The sequence below is a fragment of the Gemmobacter denitrificans genome (genome assembly GCF_036964905.1).
Classification (GTDB): domain Bacteria; phylum Pseudomonadota; class Alphaproteobacteria; order Rhodobacterales; family Rhodobacteraceae; genus Gemmobacter; species Gemmobacter denitrificans.
Genome location: NZ_JBALHR010000003.1, coordinates 355125 through 374315 on the forward strand (window position 1 = coordinate 355125; position 19191 = coordinate 374315).

A 19191-nucleotide genomic window follows, 5' to 3' on the forward strand; every position below is an offset into this window, starting at 1 on the left:
GCGCCTTTCCATCATCACAAGTGCGATCAGTTCGCAGCCAGTTGCTTGGGCAGGCGGAAGGTCCAGACGGTGCCGCCCTGATTGAGATAGTTCACCTTCTTGGCCACTTCGCCACCCCAGAGCGGCACCGCGCCACCCCAGCCTGACACGACCGAGACATACTGTTCGCCATCCTGTTCCCAGGTGACCGGCTGGCCCACGATGCCCGAACCGGTCTGGAACGACCAAAGCTTTTCGCCGGTGGTGTCATCCAGTGCGATGAACTCGCCCTCGGGCGTTCCGAAGAACACAAGACCCCCTGCCGTGGTCATCACGCCGCCCCAAAGCGGGGCCTCGTTCTTGTATTCCCACTTCCATTCGCCGGTCATCGGATCGATGGCCTTCAGGCTGCCGATATGGTCTTCGTAATTCGGCTTGATGGTGAAGCCGGCACCCAGATAGGCCGCGCCCTTCTTGTAGCTGATCGGCTCGTTCCAGATATCCATGCCCCATTCGTTCGACGGAACGTAGAACAGGCCGGTATTCTGGCTGAAGGCCATCGGCATCCAGTTCTTGCCGCCCAGGAATGAAGGCGAGGCAAAGACCATTTCGCCCTTGGCGCCATCGGCGGCCTTGGACGGATCGCCAGGGCGATTGTCCTCGTTGAAGATCGGGCGGCCATTTTCATCGATGCCGCTGGCCCAGGTGATATCCTTCACAAAGGGCCAGGCATTCAGGAACTTGCCGTCTTCGCGGTTCAGCACATAGAAGAACCCGTTCCGGTCGGCGGTGGCGAACTTCTTGTTGCCATCCTTGTCCACAAAGGCCACGACTTCGTTCACGCCGTCAAAGTCCCAGCCTTCGCGGGGGGTGGTCTGGAAATGCCACTTGATCTCGCCCGTGGCCGGGTCGATGCCAAGGCGCGAGGCAGCATAAAGGTTGTCGCCGGTATTGCCTTCGGTCGGGGTACCGGCATTGCGCAGGTGGCTGTTCCACGGGGCCGGGTTGCCCGCGCCGAAGACCAGCGTATTGGTATCGGCATCATAGCTGCCGCCCAGCCAGGTCGCGCCGCCACCGGTTTTCCACAGGTCGCCGGGCCAGGTTGCGTTCAGCGTGCCGGTCATGGTCGAGGGCTGGCCATTCAGCGTGCCCATGTGGCCTTCGATCACGGGGCGTTCCCAGACCAGATCGCCGGTATTCGCATCGCGCGCCTGCACGGTGCCCACGATCCCGAACTCGCCACCCGAATTGCCGGTGATGACCAGTCCATTCACGATCAGCGGTGCTGCTGTATAGCTATAGCCTTCCTTGTAGTCGGCAATCTTCTTGTTCCAGACCACATCGCCGGTTTTCAGGTTCAGCGCGACGATACGGGCATCCAAGGTGCCGAAATAGATATTGTCGCCATAGATCGCGCCGCCCCGGTTGATGACGTCGCAGCAGGGCAGGATGCCTTCGGGCAAGCGGGCGTCATATTGCCAGACTTCCTTGCCGGTTTTCAGGTCCACCGCATACATCCGCGAATAGGATGCGGTGACATACATCATGCCGTCATGGATTAGCGGCTGGGTTTCCTGGCCGCGCTGCTTTTCGCCGCCAAAGCTGAAGGCCCAGGCCGGCACAAGGTTCTTTACATTGTCCTTGTTCAGCGTGGCGATCGGGCTGAAGCGTTGCAGGTCGCGGCCCATGCCATTGGTCAGCACGTCGCCGGGTGTTGCCTGATCCTTGGCCAGATCCTCTTCGGTCACTGCGGCCCAACCGGGCGCAGCGGTCAGCAAGATTGCAGCAAGTGCAGCTGCCGTAAAGCGGTTCATCCTGTCCTCCCTTTGGATGTGCTTTTTGTCGGGTCCGCGTCGTCGGAACAGCACTCCGACAGGTCGCATCGGCCCGTATGCTAAGCCCGGCCCGCGTCGCTTGAACATGCCACAATAGTCGTAGAATACCCGGCCCGCCGCCTGATCGGGGTGGGGCCGGGGGCAGGCGTGCCTATTGCGCGGAGCGCGCCGCGTCCTTCAGCCAGGCCACGATGAAGGCCTGCACGACCGGGTCGGTAATGCCGACATGGCGCATCCTGGTGCCGGGAACGAAGGCCTGATTATCCTCCATCCAGGCGATCAGCGCCCCTTCCGTCCAGGTGAAACCGGCCTTCGCAAGTGCCGGCGAATAGGCGTAATCCGCGACCGATCCGGCAGGGCGGCCGATGATATTTTCCAAAGGCGGGCCATAGGTTTGGCGGTCGGCATCGATGCTGTGGCAGCGCTGGCATTCCGATGCGAAAAAGGCTTTTCCGGCTTCGATCTTGATCGCCTCGTCCAGCCCCTGTTCGGCCTGCGCGGCAGGGGCGGCTGCGGCCAGCGCAAGGCAGGCCAGGGCGGTGCGGGTCAGGCAATTGGGGGTCATTTCGGTCTCACGTCAAGGGGGGTGCGCGTCCGCCTGCATCCGATCATGCCAGGCTCCAGGCCGACTTGACGCCGATCAAGCCTTCGCCCCGACTTTGGTCGTAATACCCCTCGACAGGCTCTGATCTGCGCAATGCAAGCGCCTTCGGCGGCAGTCAGATCCGGGCGCTGCGAATCCGGGTCAACCGCGCGGATAAGCAGGAAAGGCCCTGCCCTTGAAGGCCTGTGCGGGCAGAGCCATCGGCCTGCTCCAGAAGGTCAGAACAGTGGCGCGTATTTCCAGTTGTCGGCATCCGGCGTGACCTCATCCAGATCATAGCCCGAGCGTTGCAGGCGCTGCGCCGTGGGCAGGCCCTGTGCCGCGGCGGCATCGACCATGCGGCGACCGGCTTCCTCATCCTGCACGGTGCCGCGTCCGCGCATCAGATCCAGACCATAGTTGAACTGGCCGACTGGATCGCCGGCATCGGCAGCACGTCGATCCCATTCGGCGGCGGCATCAGGGTTTTCCGGCGCACCAAGGCCATTATTGTCCAGCTGGCTCATCCAGGTCATGGCACCGGTATAGCCCGCATTGGCGCAGGTTTCGAACAGGGCCCTGGCCTGCGCATGGCGCCCGGATTTGGTGATGAGGTAACCAGCGGCACAATTGGTCATGCTCGTGTTGCCGCGTGCGACATCCTCCAGCACGCGGCCCATGGTCAACTCTTCGGGGTTCAGCGTGCCGCCATCGTCTTCGGCCCAGAGCGGCGTGGCCCCAAGCGGCGCGGCACAGAGGATCATGGCCAGAAACAGTTTCATCTCAGCCTCCTTTCAGGGTCTTGCCCTGCATGCCCCGCGCCGGATCATAGCCGCGCATCGCCGCCGCACCAAACGCCAGCGTCGCCAGCAGCACCCAGCCCATGGCGGAGGGGTTGGGCTGGAGATAGAGCGAGAACCGGATCAGTTCCACGCTATGGGTGAAGGGGTTCAGCCCGCACAGCGTTGCAAGGGTCGGGCTGGCCTCGCGCATCTTCCACAAAGGATAAAGCGCGGAAGACATGAAGAACATCGGGAAAATCACGAAATTCATCACGCCTGCGAAATTCTCCAACTGCCGGATCAGCGAAGACAGCATCAGCCCTACAGCCCCCAGCATCAACCCGGTCAGCACCAGCGCGGGCAAGACGGACAGAACACCCATGACCGGAAAGCGCACGCCCCAGGCGACGGCAATCGCCAGAAACACCAGACATTGCAGCACCGAAACCAGCGTGCCTGCCAGCAGTTTGCACAGCAAAAGCCACCAACGGGGCAGGGGCGCTGTCAGCAACAGCCGCATCGACCCCATCTCACGGTCATAGACTAGGGACAGCGAGCTTTGCATGCCGTTGAACAGGCAGATCATGCCCAGAAGGCCGGGAACGATATAGGTCTCGTAGGTGATATAGGTCTGATAGGGCGGGGTGATCGACAGGCCCAGTGCTGCACGGAACCCGGCAGCAAAGACGATCAGCCAGACAAGGGGCCGCACCAGTGCCGCGATGAACCGCCCGCGCTGGCCGGTGAAGCGCAGCGCCTCACGGTGCAGGATCGCGCGCAAGGTAATCAGCCAATGGGTCATGGCTCATCCCCTGTCAGGCGCAGAAAGGCGGTTTGCAGGCTTTGTGCCCCGCGCAAATCGGCCGCCGTGCTGTCGGCCAGCAACCGCCCGCGATGCAACACCGCTACGCGGTCGGTATCGCGGATTTCATCGGTCAGGTGGGTGGCCCAAAGCACGGTCAACCCCTGCGCCGCCAGGTCGTGCACATGATCGGTGATCGCCACCCGCGCGGCGGCATCAAGACCCACGGTCGGTTCATCCAGCAGCAGCACCGCCGGATCGTGGATCAGGGCGCGCGCAATCTCCATCCGGCGGCGATGGCCGCCATTCAGCGCCCGCACCGGTTCGCCCGCGCGTTCGGCCATGCCAAGGCGGTCCAGCGCCGCCGTCACGCGGGCCTCCGCTGCACGACCGGCAATCCCGTGCAGGGCGGCGAAATACAGAAGATTGCGGCGCACCGTCAGATCAAGATCCAGCGTGGGCTGCTGGAACACGACGCCCAGCCGGGCCATGGCTGCGCGCGGTTGGCGGGCCAGATCAAGACCCGCCAGCAGGATACGCCCTTCGGGCGCCACGAACAGGCGCGTCAGCAGCGAAAACAGCGTCGATTTCCCCGCGCCATTTGGTCCCAGAAGCGCACAGAACTGCCCCGGCGCGACCTGCAGGTTCAGGTCGTCCAGAGCGCGTTTGGCGCCATAGCTGTAGCCCAGGCAAGAGATTTCGATGCCAGTCACTCGATGGTGATCTCCACCCGCTGGCTGTCACCGGTGCTGCCCGGCACGCTGAGCGCGTATTTGCCCGGTTTGATGGCGATGAAGGACAGTTCGATCGTGCCTTCGTCATCGAATTCGAAGGAATCAAGGCCAAGCGGGCGGATTTCAATATCGTTGATCACCACCTCGTTCACCCAGATCGCCCGGAAGAAGGCCGCACCTTCCAGTGCCAATTCGGCGCTGCCATCAGATTCGATCTCGATGATGTAATATGTACCGGATTTGAGGCTAAGCGGCGCGGCCGAAACCGGCTCGCCCGACATCAGCTTCAGCCCCGGCAGTTCAACGCGGTTGGCGCGTTCCAGCAGGCCCGCAGTCTGGGCTTGGGCGGCAACAGGGGCCAGCAGCAGGACGGCGGTAAGGAGCAGATTTTTCATGGCAACTTCCTAAGGTTAGGGGCGCATGGCCGCGCCCCAGGGGAAGCGGCCGACCTTGATGGATTTGATGGGTTCTTCACTGGCGACGTCGATCACCGTCACATCGCCCGAAACACCATTGGTGGTGAACAACTGGCTTTGGTCGGGGGAATAGGCCATGTGCCAGACGCGCCGCCCGACGAGGATGAATTTTTCCACCTCATAGGTGGCGGTGTTCACGACAGCGACATGATTGGCGGGCCCAAGCGCCACAAAGGCCTTGGCCCCATCGGGCGAGAATTTGAAGCCGACCGGCTGCACCAGATCCTGATTGACGCCCTGGATGGCGAAACGCACCTTGCCGATTTCGGTCTGGCCCTTGGTTTCAAACACTGTGATGGTGCCCCCGATTTCGGAGCTGACCCAAAGAGCGGCCCCGTCGGCGGTAAACTCGGCATGCCGTGGACGGGCATCGACCAGGGTGTTGGCAAACAGCGTCTGGGTCGCCGTATCGATCCAATGTGCCATGTTGGTGGTTTCCGATGTGGTGATTGCCACCTTGCCATCGGGGGATACGGCCATGCCTTCGGGTTCGATCCCCACATTGATCTGTGCGACCACTGTACGGCTTTGGGTATCGACCACAGTGGTCACTGCGTCGTCCTCATTGGCGATGTACAGGTGGCGGTCATCGGGGGCGAGAACGAACTGCTCCGGGTCTTCGCCCGACGGCAGATCGTGCAAGATCTCACCCGTGTTCGGGTCCATCACCTGCACGGTGTTGCTGTCGCTGGCGCAGATGTACAACCGGCTGAAATCCTTTGAAAAGGTCACGCCGCGCGGGCGTTCGCCGGTGGGGTAGGTATTCACCACCTCCAGCGTTTCGACATCGATCACGCTGACGGTATCGTCCTTTTCGTTGGTGACCCAGATTTCCCCGGCCATGGCAGGCAGGGCCACGCTGGTCAGCAGGGCGGCAAGCAAAAGGCGCATCGGTTACTCCTTGAAGGCGGTGCAGCGGCTTTCGGGTTCGTCCAGCCCAAGGCTGTCGGTCTCGTTGCGCTGATGCAGAAAGCCCGCAACCGGGGCGAGGGTGACGAGCGCCCGGTCATTCACCACGGCGATGGGTTGGCGCATCTGGCCATTCCAGTGCCGAAAGGTCAGGGCACGGCCCTTGAACCCGTCCAGTTGGAAGGCGTCAGACAGCATATAGGCGCGCAGGGCCGCAGGATCGGCGCTACCGGTGCGGGTCACGGCCTCGCCAATGGCGCGAATGGCGGTCCAGGCCGCGTAATCTTCGCCCCGCATCGGGCGGGCGGCATGGGCCTCGAACCTGTTTTGCAGTTGAACCGCGCCCCAGGCCTCGATCACGCTGGCCCAGCCTTCGGCATGCAGGCCATGGCTGCCCGCAACCGGGCGCGGCAGCCAGGTATTGTGCAGCACATAGCGGCCAAAATCATCTGTCGGATCGGCCACCAGCAGCACGTCGTGGTCGGGCAGCGTCTGGGTAAAGCGCGGCACCTCGTCCATGGTCGAGTCGCGCAGATCAGTGTCAAACGTCCATGGCACCTCGCCCGCGATGGCCAACCCGAATTTGGCGGCGGATCGGCGCAGGTGATCGGCAAAGGTGCCATCCTTGGCCGTCGGTCCCACGATCATCGCCAGATCGGACCATTGCCGCGCCACCAGCACCTGCATCAGCGCATCGGTGCGGGCGGCGGTTTCGGGAATGGTGTGCAGCAGGTTTGCGCGGCATTCGTCCGAACGCAGGGCCTCATCCCCCGCTGCGACGTTGAAGAACAGTGCCCCCTTGGCTTCGGGCAGATCGGTCACGGCCATCAGATGCGCCGCCTCGCCATCCAGAAGCACCAGCTGAGCCTGTGCCAGGGCATCCCGCGCAGCGGCGGGCAGATCGCCGTCGGGCGGCACGGATATCACGGTCAGGCTGAAATCCTGCCCCATGAAGGCCCCCGTGCTTTGGTTGTCCTTCAGGGCGACTTCGGCCCCGGCAATCCCCAGATCGTCTGGAATCGGATCAAGGTTGGACAGCACAGGCGGCTGCGGCACCTCTTGCCGCAGATAGACCATGGGCACGGCCAGTGCGGGTTTCTGCTGCTGGGCGCCTGCAGGCAAGGCAACAGCCAGCACCATGGCCGCACAAAGGCCCGTGGTTCGGATCAGATGGTTCATGGCGTTCTCCCTGCCTGTCAGGCTGCCCGCAGCCACCGGTTGCGGCAATGCGACCAAGGTATGAGCGTGCGACGGCGCTGCACTGCGGCGGGCGCGACCAAAGTCGAATGGAGCGATTTTTGCCCCATGCCTATGGTCAGGGCAGGATTTGGGAGGAACCGCATATGAAACCCTTGCTGCGCCAATCGGCGGCCCTTCTGGGGCTTGCCTTCATCGCCACGGCGGCCTTCGGTCATGGGGATGTGGCACCCCAACCGGTGAATACCGATGCGCTGCCAGATGTGGGCGAGGAATGGCTGATCGAGAACCCCTACCGCGCCGCAACCGCAGGCGATGAGGTCTGGGCCAAGGCCGTGTCGATCGGCGACAGTGGCTATAACCAGAACTGCGCGCGTTGCCACGGGCTTGGCGTGGTGTCCGGTGGCCTTGCCCCCGACCTGCGCTTTTTGGAGGCGGCCGAATATGGCGATGAATGGTTCGTGGAGCGTTTCCGCCATGGCTATACGCAGGATGGCACCACCAAGATGCCGGCCTTCGAGGAAGTGCTGGGCCAGAAGGCCGGTTGGGCGATCCGCACCTATATCGAAACCCGCCCCGAAGATGGTGCGCTGGATGCCCATGTCACCCGGTTGACCGAGATCCGCGATGCGCTTGCAGCCGGGGGTGCGGATGAAGCGGCATTGAAGGCTGAACTTGAAGCCATTGCCCTGCAGGTCAAGACAGCATCCGGCGCGCCGGTGGCCGACAGTGCCGCCCGGCAGGCCGCCTTGCATCTGAACGGTACGCCCGAAGGCGCGAAACATGCCGCCGATGCGCTGACCATCGGGCTTTCAGCGGCGCATTGATCATGACACAGCGGCGCCCGTTTCTGACGGCGCTGGCGGCAGGGGTGCTGGCCACCCTTGCCGCCTTGCCCGTTTTTGCCCGCTGCGAAGGCATCGCCCCCGAACAGCGCCCCCAGAATACCCCGCGCGAATTCATCGGCGAAACGCTGGATGAAATCCTTGATCGTGGCAGTTTGACCATCGCGGTCTATGAAGATTTCCCGCCCTATAGCTGGCAGGATGGAGCCGAGCCAAAAGGCGTGGATATCGAACTGGGCCGCATTCTGGCCGAAGGGCTGGGCGTTACCCCTGAATTCCGTTTCGTGCAGGCGGGCGAGACCATCCAGACGGACCTTATGGTCAATATCTGGCGCGGGGGCGTGCAGAAAGAGCCGGTGGCGAATGTGATGCTGCGCGTGCCCTATAACAGCACGCTCACCTGCCTGATCGATCAGGTGGTGTTTACCGGCCAATATGCCGATGAGCAGATCGCCATTGCCTATCGTCAGGATGCCTATCCCGATGCAGTGCCCAATCCGGCAGGTGGGCGCGATGAAGGCGGGCCGGTGGCAGCCTTTTTTCGTTTCGATACGGTGGCGGTGGAAAACGACTCGATCGCCGATTTCTACCTGACGTCGTTTCCAGGCGGACAAATCGGGCCGATGATCCGGCGGCATCGCACAATGGCGGACAGCATGGCGGCGTTGGCTGTGGGGGAAACCATGGCGGCGATGGGGCCACTGGCGCAGCTAGAATTCGGCGCGGGGCAGGGCGTGAATGTGCATGAACCGCCTTTGCCCGGCTTCGCTTTGTCGCGCTGGACACTGGGTATTGCCGTGCATGTCAGCCACCGGGATCTGGCCTATGCGCTGGATGATACGGTTGTCGCAGCCTTGGGCGACGGTCGGCTGCAGGCCGCCTATGCAAAATACGGGCTGAGCTTCCTGCCGCCGCAGCGATAGGCGCGGAGGGCGGTCGGCGGTCACACCACCCGCAGGTCGCCCTGAACGTCGATCAGGGTCACCGGCCCAAGCTGCGGCAGGTGCTGGCGCAACCGGGTGATTTCGGGCAGGTCCAGAAATACCAAGGCGGTGGAAAGCCCATCGGCCAGGGCGGCGCTGTCGGCTTCGACGGCAACGGTTGACCAGCGCGGGGTGTGCCCCTTGGGGTGCAGGATATGCGGCGCGCGCCCCACCAGCGTTGCCCGTGGGGATGACGCCGCCAAAGCCCGGCCCGCAGCAAGCTGGCGTTGGCCCAGCAGGCCCGCCGCCGGATCGCTGATGCCAAGTTGGAACGGCCCGCCGAGTGCCGCATACTCGCCCATCTGCACCAGCGCATGTTCAAAGCCTTGCGTGGCCAGCCAGTTGCGCACCAGATCGGCGGCAAAACCCTGCGCCATGCCGTTCAACGTCAACGCCTGCCCTTGGCCCAGCGTTACCTCAGGCCCTAGACGGACATGCTGCCAGCCGATCAGATTTCGGGCGGATGCGGCGTTTTCGCCTGCGGCCAAAGCCTGCCAGAGCGGCTGCACCGTCGGATCAAAGGCCCCTTTGGTCAGGTGGTGCAGCCGGTCGCACAGCGCCAGCGCCTCGGCCATCCAGGTTGAGGGACGGGCACAGCCGGTGCTGTTCAGCGCCGTCAGTTCCGAAGGCTGGTACAGGCTGAACACCGCTTCGATCTGTGCAAGAAGCGCGGGCAATTTCCGCACTGCCATCTCTGCGCCTTTGCCCGACAGGCTGAGCGTGACATCGGCCCCGAAGGCCCGGCCCCGCCATTCGCTGGCTGCTGCCGGGCGGGGCAGAAACATTGATGCGGCCATGATCTGCAGGAAGCGGCGGCGGTGCATCAGGCGGCCTCTTTCCGTAGGCCCTTGCCGCGGGCGGCAAGGATCAGCGGCACGCATTGCGCCGGGTCATCATGGAGCGTGACGCAATCAAGGCATTGGAAACATTCTGAATATTCTATCTTTCCGCTGGGCTTGATGGCCCCGTAGGCGCAGCGTACCTTGCACAACTGGCAGGGGCTGCCGCATTCCTGCCGCCGGGCGATCCAGTCGCGCCCGCGTAGCAAGCCGCCAATCGCCATCAGCGCACCCAAGGGGCAGACATAGCGACAAAACCCCTTGAAAGTGACCATGCCAAGCACAAGCCATGCCGCAGCATAGGCCACAAATATCCATTCGCGCTGAAAGTGGGTGGTGATCGCGGTCTTGAAGGGTTCGATTTCCGCCACGGTGTCGATCTGATCCGGGGCGAGGAAGACCACGGCAACCAGCCCGGCCAGCAGAACATACTTGAGGTATTTCAGTATCCTGTCTGCACGGCCCGACAGCTCCCACCGGGGCAGGCGCAGACGGCGGCCCAGATGATGGGCAAATTCCTGCAGCGCGCCGAACGGGCAGAGCCAACCACAGAACAGCCCACGCCCCCACAGAAAGAACCCCAGACCTGCCGCTACCCAGACCAGCAGCGAGAAGGGGTCGTAAAGAAGATAGGCGAAACTGCCGCCTTCCAGCGCGGTGCGCAGCGTGGCCAGAGGCGTGACGATGGACAGCTGACCCTGCCCCCAGAATCCGACAAAGCCGGTCATGGCCGCCAAGAGACCGAGACGCACCGGTGTATAGAGATGCCCGGTTCTGGTCGTGACAAGGCGCAACGGAGTGGACAGTTTCAGCCCGGCCAGACGGTTCATGCCCGGACCAAGCAGAAGGAACAGCGCGACAAGGACCAGGGACAAAACGATCAGGTCGCCGGCGCGATTACGCAGCGCCTCAACCCATGGCGGCAGGGGGGCCGCCGGTGCCTCGGGCCGCAGGAAGAACCGTTCGGGCGTGACATGGGTCAGCAGAAAGGCATGGCTGCCGGTTTCGGGCTGGAACATGCCATGCTGGCGTTCCGCAATCACCCGCAAGTTCCAGTCGCGTGCCGGATCAAAGCCCAGACGGCGGTCGGCGCGCAGGATCATGGCCGTGCCTTCGGGCACGCCCGGCAGGGTTTCGAACAAGAGATCAGCATCGCGTAACGCGACCGGAAGCCCGTCCTGTTCCGCCCCCAGCAGATCGGGCGCGGTATTGCGCACGAAGGCCGCGCTGACCAGACCATGCCGCCCGGCATCGATGACCAGAAGCGGTTCATCCTGCGGTGATACAGCCAGGAACCGATCAAGGTCACGCAAGCTTTCGCCCGTCAGCACAGCGCGGGCAATCGCAGGCGGGCCAATATCCACCAACCAGAGATCCAGATAGATGCCGTCGGGATCGGCTGCCGCCTCTGGGTCGTCATCGGCCCAGACGGTGCCTGCAAAGGCCGCATCAACCTGCGCATTGGTCAGCCGCAGATTGCGGGCGATGCCCTGATCGACCAGAGCCTGCCAATCCAGCGGCTCATCATGGGCCGGATCGGGCCGGGCGGGCGGGGCCGAATGCAACCCCTTCATCTTTTCGCGCGCGACTGTGAGCGTTGCGGCCAGGATGCTTTCATGTGCGATGCGGACCGAAGCGGTCGCCTTGGTCACCCCATCCAGGTAGGTGATCTCTGATCCGCCGGTTTCGCCGTAGGGCACCCCCACCACCATGGGCGTGTTGATCGACAGGCCCTGATACTGTTCCATGAACTTGTGAAACGGCGCCTCGCCCAGACCAGACACAAAGATCGGCTCGTTATGCGACATCAGCCGCACATCGATGAAGCGGCCTTCCAGATCCAGCATGACCAGCATGTTGATCGGTGCCCCTGAAAACCCAGGCAGGGGGGCCAGCGGTTCGGTTTCAAAGACGTAACCGGCCTCGGCCCCGCCAGAATTCAAAAGCTGCCAGACGCCCTGATCGTTCACCGGTTGGCCCAGGGCATAGGGCGGCACGATCATCGGCGCGATTTCGTCCTGCGTCAGCGGCGCGGCCCCTGCCGGGGCGGTCAGGGTGACAAGCGCGGCCAAGGCCGTGGCAAATCCCGTGGTCAGGGCAGGGCATAGCAATCGGGCAAGGCGCTGGATCATGGCCAAAGCCTAGTGCCGCCGTCGCCCGGCATCCATCCGACCAAAGTCGCAGGGTAGCCCTAAGCCATCCATGTTGGTGAATGCCGGGGCCCGACCTTGCGGTTTGCGGGCCCCGGATTGTGGGCATCACACCTCGACGCTGACAGCGCCCATGGGATGCGAACAGCAGGCAAGGATATAGCCCGCTGCCACGTCTTCGTCGGAAATGCCGCCGTTATGCACCATATGCACCTCGCCTGAGGTTTTCTTCACCTTGCAGGTGCCGCAAAGACCAAAGGTGCAGCCCGAGGGGATGTTCAGGCCGGACCGTTTCGCCACTGACAGCACGGTGTCGGTTTCGGCGCAGGGGCTGGTGACGCCCGAGGCGGCAAAGGTGATCGAGGCCCCGGCCTCGGATGGCACCACATCGGCCAGGACCGGCTTTTCCGCTTCGGTCGCCACGGCAAGGCCAAAGCTTTCCTGATGGTAATGTGCCATGTCGAAGCCAAGCGCGTTCAGCATGTCGCGCACCGCCTGCATGAAGGGTTCCGGCCCGCAGCAGAACACTTCGCGGTCCAGATAATCCGGCGCCATCAGGCCCAGCATGATCTGGTTCAGCCGCCCCTTGTAGCCGGGCCAGACGCGGAAGGGATCGGCCTCTTCCACGGTAAAGCGCAGCTGCAATCCGGGCACGCGATTGGCGAATTGCTCCAGCCTTTCGCGGAAGATGATCTCGGACGGGCGGCGCGCGGCATGAACAAACACGATGTCGGGCATTTCGCCTGAATCCCAGGCCCATGTGGTCATCGACATCATCGGAGTGATGCCGGAACCGGCCGAGATGAACAGGTATTTCCGTGCCGGATGGCGGTGAAAGCTGAAGATGCCATTCGGGCCATAGGCCTTGATCTTCATCCCCGGCTTCAGATGATCCAGCATCCAGCGTGTGCCGATGCTGCCCGACTGCGCCTTGACCGTTACCGTGATCGACAAGGGCCGCGAAGGGCTGGAACTGATCGTATAGGTGCGCTGCACATTGCCGCCGGGCACCGGCAGATCAAGCGTGACAAACTGCCCCGGCTGATAGTCGAACCATGCGCCCGAAGGCGCGCGGAAGGTGAAGCTGGCGGTATCATCATTTTCCGGCACGACCATGGCACATTCCAGCATCTCGCGGTCCTGCCACGGCTCCAGAGACCAGTTGGCGCGAAACTTGCCCATCTGTCTTACTCCGCCGCCAAGGCGGGCTTGGGGGCCAGCCGTTCGGACATGGTGTCGCAATACCAATCGACGAACTGGATCACCCCTTCTTCCTGGATGGTCGAATAGGGGCCGGGTTCATAGGCGGGGGACAGGATGCCCTTCTGGTTTTCCTCGACCACCTGCCGGTCTTCGTCATTGGTGTTCATCCAGACGGTGGTCAGATCGGCCAGATCGTAATCCACGCCGTCCTGCGCGTCTTCGGGCACCAGCCAGAAGGTTGTCACTTCGGTTTCCGTGGCGCTGATCGGCAGCACGCGGAAGACGATGGCATGATCGGCAAGGAAGTGGTTCCAGGTGTTTGGATAGTGGAAGAACAGCAAACTGCCCGCATCGTTGAAGGGCATCTGGCCCATGCGTTTGCCCTTCACCGCTGCCTTGCCAGACAGGGTATAGCTTTCGGCATTGTTCAGCAGCGGGATGCGCGCCAGCCGCCATTGCATCCTGGGATGGTTGACAAAGCGCGAGGGCAGGCCCGCCGCTTCGCAGCGCGCCCAATGGGCCAGAATTTCCGGGCTGGCGGCATCGGGGCCTTCCATGGCCGTCATGCGCGGATTGTCGGAATAGGTGCGGCACAGCGACGGATGCGAGCCACCGCAGTGATAACATTCGCGGTTGTTTTCGATCACCAGTTTCCAGTTGCCCTTTTCCACGATGGTGGATCGCAGCGCCACCCTGGCGGATTTCAGGCCCGCTGGGGCCAGATAGGCCATGGCCGTCTTGGCCAGATCGGCAATGGCCGGGGGCACATCGGCAAGGCAGATGAACACCATCCCGGCCAGATCGACGCAATGAACCTTTTTAAGCCCGTGCTGTGCCGGATCAAAGCTGTCCTGCATGTCGCGGGCGTAAAGCAGCTTGCCGTCCAGATCATAGGTCCATTGATGATAGGGGCAGACCAGCTTGGGTGACGACCCGCTGTCCTTTGCGCAAAGCCGTTGGCCACGATGGCGGCAGACGTTGTGGAAGGCGCGGATCATGCCGTCGTTGCCCCGTGTGATGACGACCGGATAGGCCCCCACCTGAAGCGTGACGAAATTGCCGGGCTTGGGCAGGGCGCAGGCCGGAATTGCAAACAACCATTCACGATACCAGATATGGTCCAGATCGGCCTGCAACACATCGTCATGGCAATACAGCTCACGCGACAGGGAATAGTCTTTCCGGCGCGCACTGATCTGCGCCAGGATTTCTGATTGGCTCGGCATGTCCGACCTCGCTTGGCCCGCGCCTCCCCGCACGGGTCCGGTTTCATGGGTGCGACAAAACCGGGCCCCCGAGGTGGAGGCCATATCCGGCCCCACCCGCAACCCCGCATTTCATCGCGGTTTGACAGGCGTTCCTGGCTGGTTTCCGGGCTGAGGGAGCGGCCTTGCGACCATGCCCGGCGCCTTCCCGGGGACCGGTTCCCCAGTGGCCTTCGCCGTGCTCTCCCGTCACCGTTGCGGGGGCAGCGCCGGTCTTGCACCGGCTTCCCAATTCTCCGCCAGATGGCGGCACCATGAACACCGTCATGCTGCCCCATTTGCGACATGCCGCAATGTCCAAATGCGACACTCTGTTCACCATGGCCGGACTGGCCATCAAGGGGCCGCCGGGCAAGTTGGCGACGGGGGAGTCAGGGCTTGGCGGCCAGTTGGGTCTTGGCGATGGTCGCAGCTTCGGTCAGGTGGTCGCGGACTGCGTGAGCGGCGGCATCAGGATCATTGGCGCAGATCGCGCTGCATATCCGCGCCATATGCGCGGGGCCAGAAATCCGCCGGTCGGTGCTGGCCAGCGTCAGGGCGCGCAACCGCGAGATGCGGCTGTTCAGGCGCTGCACGATGTCCCAGGCAACATGATGTCCGGCTGTTTCGAAAATCACCTGGTAGAATGCTGTTGTCGCGTCATAAACCGTGCCCGGCACCGCTTCGGCAAAGGCAGCTTCCAGCCGTGACAGCGCCGCCTGCAGTCTGGCCTTGACCGGGGCATCCGCCAGGCGGGCGCAGGCAGCAGCGGCATCGGATTCCAGCAAACGGCGAATGTCATAGACCTGCCGTGCCTGATCCCAATCCAGCCGGGCCACGATCGGGCCGCTGCGGCCCTGCAATTCCACCAGCCCCTCGGCCTCCAGATAGCGGATCGCCTCGCGCACGACAGAGCGCGACACACCCAGCTGATCGCAGAGCGTGCGTTCCACCAGCCTGTCGCCGCCGGAAAACCGCCCGGTGATGATTGCTTGCCGCAGCCTGTCCACCGCCAGCCCGCGCAAGGTGGTGGGGGTATGGGCAATGCGCAGGTCGATATCGTCTGTCGGTTTCATCCAGACAGGATAGGTGGCGCCGGTCGGCAAATCAAGTCAATATTGACATATCATAAGATGGTATACCACCATACGGAAAGCACACAGGAGGCGCAGATGGCGGCACAGATTCGCAAGACCTATCTCACTGTCGAAACGACGTTGATCGAAGGCGGGCGCGCGGCGCCGAAACCACTGAAGCTGATCTCTGCTGCCGTGGTGTTGCAGAACCCTTGGGCCGGGCGGGGCTTTGTCGAAGACCTGAAGCCCGAAATTCATGCGGTCGCGCCCGAGATTGGCGCCCTGCTGACTGCGATGATCCTGGAAGCCGCAGGCGGACCCGACTCTGTCGAAGCCTATGGGAAAGCCGCGGTGGTGGGTCTGAATGGCGAGTTGGAACATGCCAATGCGCTGATCCACACCCTGCGCTTTGGCAATCATTACCGGCAGGCCTTGGGGGCAAAGACCTATCTCGCCTTCACCAATGTGCGCGGCCCCGCCAATACGCCGGTCATGATCCCCCTGATGGACAAACATGATGAGGGGCGCCGGTCGCATTATCAGACCGTGCATTTCTCGATCCCCGATGCACCCGGGGCAGATGAGATTGTGGTGGCACTGGGGGCCGCGACAGCAGGGCGCCCGCATCACCGCATTGGCGACCGCTATCAGGATCTGAAGGATCTGGGCCATGATGTCACGAATCCTGCCGCTGTCTGATGGCGCGTCCGCGCGGGTGCTGGAGGCCGGGGCAGGCCCGCCCCTGCTGCTGATCCATGGGGTTGGCCTGCGGGCCGAAGCCTGGGGGCCGCAGATGGCGGCGCTGTCGGCCCGACATCGCGTGATCGCGGTGGATATGCCGGGCCATGGTGGCAGCAGTCTGTTGCCGGGTGATCCACGGCTGCCGGATTATGTAGCTTGGGCTGCGCAGGTGATCGCCGCCCTGGATCTTGGCCCGGTTGCGGTGGCCGGGCATTCGATGGGGGCGCTGATCGCGGCAGGTTTGGCGGTGGAATGGCCCGATCTTGTTCGCCGTGTCGCCCTGCTGAATGGAGTTTTTCGGCGCAGCGAGGCGGCCCGTGCCGCCGTGATCGCCCGTGCTGCCGAGATTGCAGCAGGGGCGGGCGGGATCGAAGCCACGCTGGCACGCTGGTTCGATGCAGGACAGGCGGCCTTGCGCGATCAGGTGGCTGCATGGCTTCGTGACGTCTCGCCGGTGGGTTATGCCGCCGCTTATCGTGCTTTTGCGGAAGGCGATGCGGTCTATGCCGACAGGTTTGGCACGCTGCGCTGTCCATTGCTGGTGCTGACGGGGGATGGCGATGCAAATTCCACGCCGGAAATGACCCGCGCCATGGCGGACATGGCACCCGATGGACGTGCTGTGGTGATCCCCGGGCATCGCCATATGGTCAACCTCACTGCCCCCGAGGCGGTGACCACACATTTGCAGCGCTGGCTGGCATCCGAGGAGACCCCGGCATGACCCAAATCCTTGATCCGCGCGCATTGCGCGATGCCTTTGGCTGCTTCATGACGGGGGTTACCGTCGTCACCACGCTGGATGTTCAGGGTAAGCCGCTGGGCTTTACTGCAAATTCCTTTTCTTCTGTCTCGCTCGACCCGCCGCTTTTGCTGGTGTCGATTGCCAACCGTTCGGCCAATCTGGCGCAGTTCTGCGCGGCCCCTGCATTTGCGGTGAACATTCTGGCCGAAGCACAAAAAGAGATTTCGGCAACTTTCGCCCGCGCGGCAGAGGATCGGTTTGCCGACGTCTATTGGCGGCAAGGGCCAACGGGATCGCCCCTGATTGCAGGGGTCTGCGCATGGTTCGATTGCCAGATGGAACAGGTGATCCCGGCAGGGGATCACACCATCCTGCTGGGCCGGATCGCCGCATTCGAATCCAGCGCCCATCCCGGCCTAGGGTACTATCGGGGGGCCTATGTAACCCCGGCCGCCATTGCGAGCCAGATGCCAGCCGGGCCGGATGTCGTGGTCTCGGCCATTGTTCAGGTGGGGGATGCTGTGTTGCTGGTTGATGACGGGCGAGGCGGGCTTTCGGTGCCGATGGCGCGGGTGGGTCGCGATGGGGTGCAGGCGAAGCTGATCCGGCTGTTTGCCGAACTGGGGGTCGAGGCCGAGCCCGGTTCGGTTTATGCGGTGTATGAGGATGCGCGCCTTGGCACCCAGCATATCGCCCTGCGCTGCCCGGCACGGGCTGGTCGCCCGGCCAAGGGGGCTTTTGTCGATCTTTCGCCGCAGGATATGGCCGATGTCACTGACCCTGCGTTGCGATCCATGTTGCAGCGTCTGGCCGAGGAATCGCGGATGGGCAATTACGGCACCTATTTCGGCACCCATGAACAGGGTCGCGTGCATCCCCCGTCCGGGGCCTGATCAGCGGCGGGGCCGGACGTAGATATCCAGCCGATGGCTGACGATATCAAAGCCGAAGTCGCGGGCGATCTTCTGCTGCAGCCGTTCGATCTCGTCCGAGCGGAATTCGATCACCGCGCCGGTTTCGATGTTGATGAAATGATCATGGTGTGTTTGCGGGGCTGCTTCATAGCGTGCGCGGCCATCGGCGAAGCTGAGCCGTTCGATCAGACCATGTTCGGCCAGCGTGTTCATCGTGCGATAGACGGTGGCCAGATTGATGCGCGGCTCGATCGCGACAACGCGGCGATGCAGTTCCTCGACATCGGGGTGGTCATCTGCGGCAGCCAGGACCTGCAGGATCACCCGACGCGGACCAGTCAGGCGCAGACCCAGATCGCGGCAGCGTTGCATCAGGCCGGTTTCACTATTCTTCGTCATGGCAGGGCTCCGCACGGGCCGGGCAAAGTTCGACCGGATCAGGGCGGGCTGGTCCGGGCAGGGGCCTTTCCTAGCATGGGTCTGCGGCGGCGTCACCCCCAGGGGACAAGTGCCAGAACCGCATGGAAAATCACCTTGGACGCAGCCGGGCTTTCAAGCCGGTCGGAAACAGCGGCAGTCCGCCTGGTACATCAAGCGCATCAAGATCAAACCAATCGGCGAAAAAGATGCTTCCGTCTGATTCAGCAAGGCGCAGCCGCCCGTCAGGGATTGGGGTATCGGCTGGGACGTCGATGTCGAAGATCACCAGAATCTCGTGTCCCGGCATGCCCTCATGGAAGAAAAGGTTTTCCATGAAGAACGGTGGTCCGACAGGCCGGACAGTGATGCCGAGCTCCTCTTGGAATTCGCGGATCAGGGCTGTTTCGGCTGTTTCGCCGAACTCCACAGAACCACCAAGCGGGCGCACACCTTTCACATGACCTGAATCATCCGTCACCTCTGCTGCCAGAAGGCGGTTGCCCCGCCAATGCAGGCCAAGAGCCTTGATACGAATTCTGGAAGCGGGGCGCCATAGGGTCATGTCGCAGAGCTAAACGACGTCATTGGCAATTTCAACACAAGCCGCCCGCCCATTCATCGTGATATGGCAGTCTTTCTGGAAGGCCATGATGTGCCACGATGGGCCTCTGTAAGGGGTCGCAAAGAAGGCTTCCAACAAGCCTGTTGTGAACAGGCGGGCTTCAATCATGAAA

Annotated in this window: 20 protein-coding genes and 1 riboswitch; of the genes, 5 read left to right on the forward strand and 15 right to left on the reverse strand. The window is 63.0% G+C overall.

Annotated features, from left to right (window positions below; genetic code table 11):
- Positions 1 to 26: 26 nt before the first annotated feature.
- The 8 genes from V6590_RS07465 to V6590_RS07500 form a co-directional block, all read right to left on the reverse strand.
- Positions 27 to 1793, reverse strand: a complete 1767-nt coding sequence (locus V6590_RS07465; protein WP_335421460.1) for a PQQ-dependent methanol/ethanol family dehydrogenase — start codon at positions 1791 to 1793, stop codon at positions 27 to 29.
- A gap of 172 nt (positions 1794 to 1965) precedes the next feature.
- A complete protein-coding gene (locus V6590_RS07470; RefSeq protein WP_335421462.1) occupies positions 1966 to 2379 on the reverse strand; it encodes a c-type cytochrome in 414 nt (137 codons plus the stop codon).
- Between the two features lie 257 nt (positions 2380 to 2636).
- Positions 2637 to 3179, reverse strand: a complete 543-nt coding sequence (locus tag V6590_RS07475; protein WP_335421464.1) for a tetratricopeptide repeat protein — start codon at positions 3177 to 3179, stop codon at positions 2637 to 2639.
- Between the two features lies 1 nt (position 3180).
- Positions 3181 to 3981 carry an ABC transporter permease gene (locus V6590_RS07480; protein ID WP_335421466.1) on the reverse strand — a complete coding sequence of 267 codons (801 nt, stop codon included), beginning with the start codon at positions 3979 to 3981 and terminating at the stop codon, positions 3181 to 3183.
- Positions 3978 to 4694, reverse strand: a complete 717-nt coding sequence (locus V6590_RS07485) for an ABC transporter ATP-binding protein (protein WP_335421468.1) — start codon at positions 4692 to 4694, stop codon at positions 3978 to 3980. Before V6590_RS07485 ends, V6590_RS07480 begins: the two co-directional genes overlap by 4 nt.
- Positions 4691 to 5110: a cupredoxin domain-containing protein gene (locus tag V6590_RS07490; RefSeq protein WP_335421470.1), complete on the reverse strand. Its 420-nt coding sequence runs from the start codon at positions 5108 to 5110 to the stop codon at positions 4691 to 4693. The genes V6590_RS07485 and V6590_RS07490 overlap by 4 nt, the downstream gene beginning before the upstream one ends.
- Positions 5111 to 5125: 15 nt before the next feature.
- Positions 5126 to 6082 carry a YVTN family beta-propeller repeat protein gene (locus tag V6590_RS07495; protein WP_335421472.1) on the reverse strand — a complete coding sequence of 319 codons (957 nt, stop codon included), beginning with the start codon at positions 6080 to 6082 and terminating at the stop codon, positions 5126 to 5128.
- A 3-nt stretch (positions 6083 to 6085) separates the two neighbouring features.
- The gene (locus tag V6590_RS07500) at positions 6086 to 7279 is read right to left on the reverse strand and encodes an ABC transporter substrate-binding protein (protein ID WP_335421474.1); all 1194 of its coding nucleotides are present in this window, start codon (positions 7277 to 7279) and stop codon (positions 6086 to 6088) included.
- 164 nt (positions 7280 to 7443) lie between these two features.
- On the opposite strand from V6590_RS07500, the gene pedF reads away from it, so the two are divergent.
- Together pedF and V6590_RS07510 are read left to right on the forward strand one after the other, a co-directional pair.
- Complete coding sequence (pedF, locus tag V6590_RS07505; RefSeq protein ID WP_335421476.1) at positions 7444 to 8124, forward strand: cytochrome c-550 PedF; 681 nt, start codon at positions 7444 to 7446, stop codon at positions 8122 to 8124.
- A 2-nt stretch (positions 8125 to 8126) separates the two neighbouring features.
- Entirely contained in the window at positions 8127 to 9065 is a 939-nt protein-coding gene (locus V6590_RS07510) for a transporter substrate-binding domain-containing protein (RefSeq protein ID WP_335421477.1), read from the forward strand.
- A 20-nt stretch (positions 9066 to 9085) separates the two neighbouring features.
- On the opposite strand, the gene V6590_RS07515 is transcribed toward V6590_RS07510, so the two are convergent.
- From V6590_RS07515 to V6590_RS07535, 5 genes are all read right to left on the reverse strand, one after another.
- The gene (locus V6590_RS07515) at positions 9086 to 9949 is read right to left on the reverse strand and encodes an FAD:protein FMN transferase (RefSeq protein ID WP_335421479.1); all 864 of its coding nucleotides are present in this window, start codon (positions 9947 to 9949) and stop codon (positions 9086 to 9088) included.
- Entirely contained in the window at positions 9949 to 12096 is a 2148-nt protein-coding gene (locus V6590_RS07520; protein ID WP_335421481.1) for a 4Fe-4S binding protein, read from the reverse strand. Before V6590_RS07520 ends, V6590_RS07515 begins: the two co-directional genes overlap by 1 nt.
- 126 nt (positions 12097 to 12222) lie before the next feature.
- A complete protein-coding gene (locus V6590_RS07525; RefSeq protein ID WP_335421483.1) occupies positions 12223 to 13296 on the reverse strand; it encodes an FAD-binding oxidoreductase in 1074 nt (357 codons plus the stop codon).
- 5 nt (positions 13297 to 13301) lie between these two features.
- Positions 13302 to 14543 carry an aromatic ring-hydroxylating oxygenase subunit alpha gene (locus V6590_RS07530; RefSeq protein WP_335421485.1) on the reverse strand — a complete coding sequence of 414 codons (1242 nt, stop codon included), beginning with the start codon at positions 14541 to 14543 and terminating at the stop codon, positions 13302 to 13304.
- Between the two features lie 119 nt (positions 14544 to 14662).
- Positions 14663 to 14854, reverse strand: a riboswitch (cobalamin riboswitch).
- Positions 14855 to 14953: 99 nt separating this feature from the next.
- Positions 14954 to 15637: a GntR family transcriptional regulator gene (locus V6590_RS07535; protein ID WP_335421487.1), complete on the reverse strand. Its 684-nt coding sequence runs from the start codon at positions 15635 to 15637 to the stop codon at positions 14954 to 14956.
- Positions 15638 to 15733: 96 nt separating this feature from the next.
- Here V6590_RS07535 and V6590_RS07540 point away from each other — a divergent pair, with 96 nt between their 5' ends.
- From V6590_RS07540 to V6590_RS07550, 3 genes are read left to right on the forward strand one after another with little or no spacing between them, the layout of a single operon-like run.
- Positions 15734 to 16336 carry an amino acid synthesis family protein gene (locus V6590_RS07540; RefSeq protein ID WP_335421488.1) on the forward strand — a complete coding sequence of 201 codons (603 nt, stop codon included), beginning with the start codon at positions 15734 to 15736 and terminating at the stop codon, positions 16334 to 16336.
- The gene (locus V6590_RS07545; RefSeq protein ID WP_335421490.1) at positions 16308 to 17102 is read left to right on the forward strand and encodes an alpha/beta fold hydrolase; all 795 of its coding nucleotides are present in this window, start codon (positions 16308 to 16310) and stop codon (positions 17100 to 17102) included. Before V6590_RS07540 ends, V6590_RS07545 begins: the two co-directional genes overlap by 29 nt.
- Positions 17099 to 18016, forward strand: a complete 918-nt coding sequence (locus V6590_RS07550; RefSeq protein WP_335421491.1) for a flavin reductase family protein — start codon at positions 17099 to 17101, stop codon at positions 18014 to 18016. The genes V6590_RS07545 and V6590_RS07550 overlap by 4 nt, the downstream gene beginning before the upstream one ends.
- Here the strand turns inward: V6590_RS07550 and V6590_RS07555 are convergent, their stop codons facing one another.
- Both V6590_RS07555 and V6590_RS07560 read right to left on the reverse strand, forming a co-directional pair.
- A complete protein-coding gene (locus V6590_RS07555) occupies positions 18017 to 18436 on the reverse strand; it encodes a Fur family transcriptional regulator (RefSeq protein ID WP_335421493.1) in 420 nt (139 codons plus the stop codon).
- A 130-nt stretch (positions 18437 to 18566) separates the two neighbouring features.
- Positions 18567 to 19019 (reverse strand): NUDIX hydrolase, encoded by a 453-nt coding sequence (locus tag V6590_RS07560; RefSeq protein WP_335421495.1) that lies wholly within the window; start codon positions 19017 to 19019, stop codon positions 18567 to 18569.
- Positions 19020 to 19191: the final 172 nt, after the last annotated feature.

Bases quoted from the DNA above. Each gene is read 5' to 3' on its own strand.
- V6590_RS07465 (WP_335421460.1), bottom strand. From the start codon at position 1,793: ATGAACCGCTTTACGGCAGCTGCACTTGCTGCAATCTTGCTGACCGCT.
- V6590_RS07470 (WP_335421462.1), bottom strand. From the start codon at position 2,379: ATGACCCCCAATTGCCTGACCCGCACCGCCCTGGCCTGCCTTGCGCTG.
- V6590_RS07475 (WP_335421464.1), bottom strand. From the start codon at position 3,179: ATGAAACTGTTTCTGGCCATGATCCTCTGTGCCGCGCCGCTTGGGGCC.
- V6590_RS07480 (WP_335421466.1), bottom strand. From the start codon at position 3,981: ATGACCCATTGGCTGATTACCTTGCGCGCGATCCTGCACCGTGAGGCG.
- V6590_RS07490 (WP_335421470.1), bottom strand. From the start codon at position 5,110: ATGAAAAATCTGCTCCTTACCGCCGTCCTGCTGCTGGCCCCTGTTGCC.
- V6590_RS07495 (WP_335421472.1), bottom strand. From the start codon at position 6,082: ATGCGCCTTTTGCTTGCCGCCCTGCTGACCAGCGTGGCCCTGCCTGCC.
- V6590_RS07500 (WP_335421474.1), bottom strand. From the start codon at position 7,279: ATGAACCATCTGATCCGAACCACGGGCCTTTGTGCGGCCATGGTGCTG.
- pedF (WP_335421476.1), top strand. From the start codon at position 7,444: ATGAAACCCTTGCTGCGCCAATCGGCGGCCCTTCTGGGGCTTGCCTTC.
- V6590_RS07510 (WP_335421477.1), top strand. From the start codon at position 8,127: ATGACACAGCGGCGCCCGTTTCTGACGGCGCTGGCGGCAGGGGTGCTG.
- V6590_RS07515 (WP_335421479.1), bottom strand. From the start codon at position 9,949: ATGCACCGCCGCCGCTTCCTGCAGATCATGGCCGCATCAATGTTTCTG.
- V6590_RS07520 (WP_335421481.1), bottom strand. From the start codon at position 12,096: ATGATCCAGCGCCTTGCCCGATTGCTATGCCCTGCCCTGACCACGGGA.
- V6590_RS07525 (WP_335421483.1), bottom strand. From the start codon at position 13,296: ATGGGCAAGTTTCGCGCCAACTGGTCTCTGGAGCCGTGGCAGGACCGC.
- V6590_RS07530 (WP_335421485.1), bottom strand. From the start codon at position 14,543: ATGCCGAGCCAATCAGAAATCCTGGCGCAGATCAGTGCGCGCCGGAAA.
- V6590_RS07535 (WP_335421487.1), bottom strand. From the start codon at position 15,637: ATGAAACCGACAGACGATATCGACCTGCGCATTGCCCATACCCCCACC.
- V6590_RS07540 (WP_335421488.1), top strand. From the start codon at position 15,734: ATGGCGGCACAGATTCGCAAGACCTATCTCACTGTCGAAACGACGTTG.
- V6590_RS07545 (WP_335421490.1), top strand. From the start codon at position 16,308: ATGATGTCACGAATCCTGCCGCTGTCTGATGGCGCGTCCGCGCGGGTG.
- V6590_RS07550 (WP_335421491.1), top strand. From the start codon at position 17,099: ATGACCCAAATCCTTGATCCGCGCGCATTGCGCGATGCCTTTGGCTGC.
- V6590_RS07555 (WP_335421493.1), bottom strand. From the start codon at position 18,436: ATGACGAAGAATAGTGAAACCGGCCTGATGCAACGCTGCCGCGATCTG.
- V6590_RS07560 (WP_335421495.1), bottom strand. From the start codon at position 19,019: ATGACCCTATGGCGCCCCGCTTCCAGAATTCGTATCAAGGCTCTTGGC.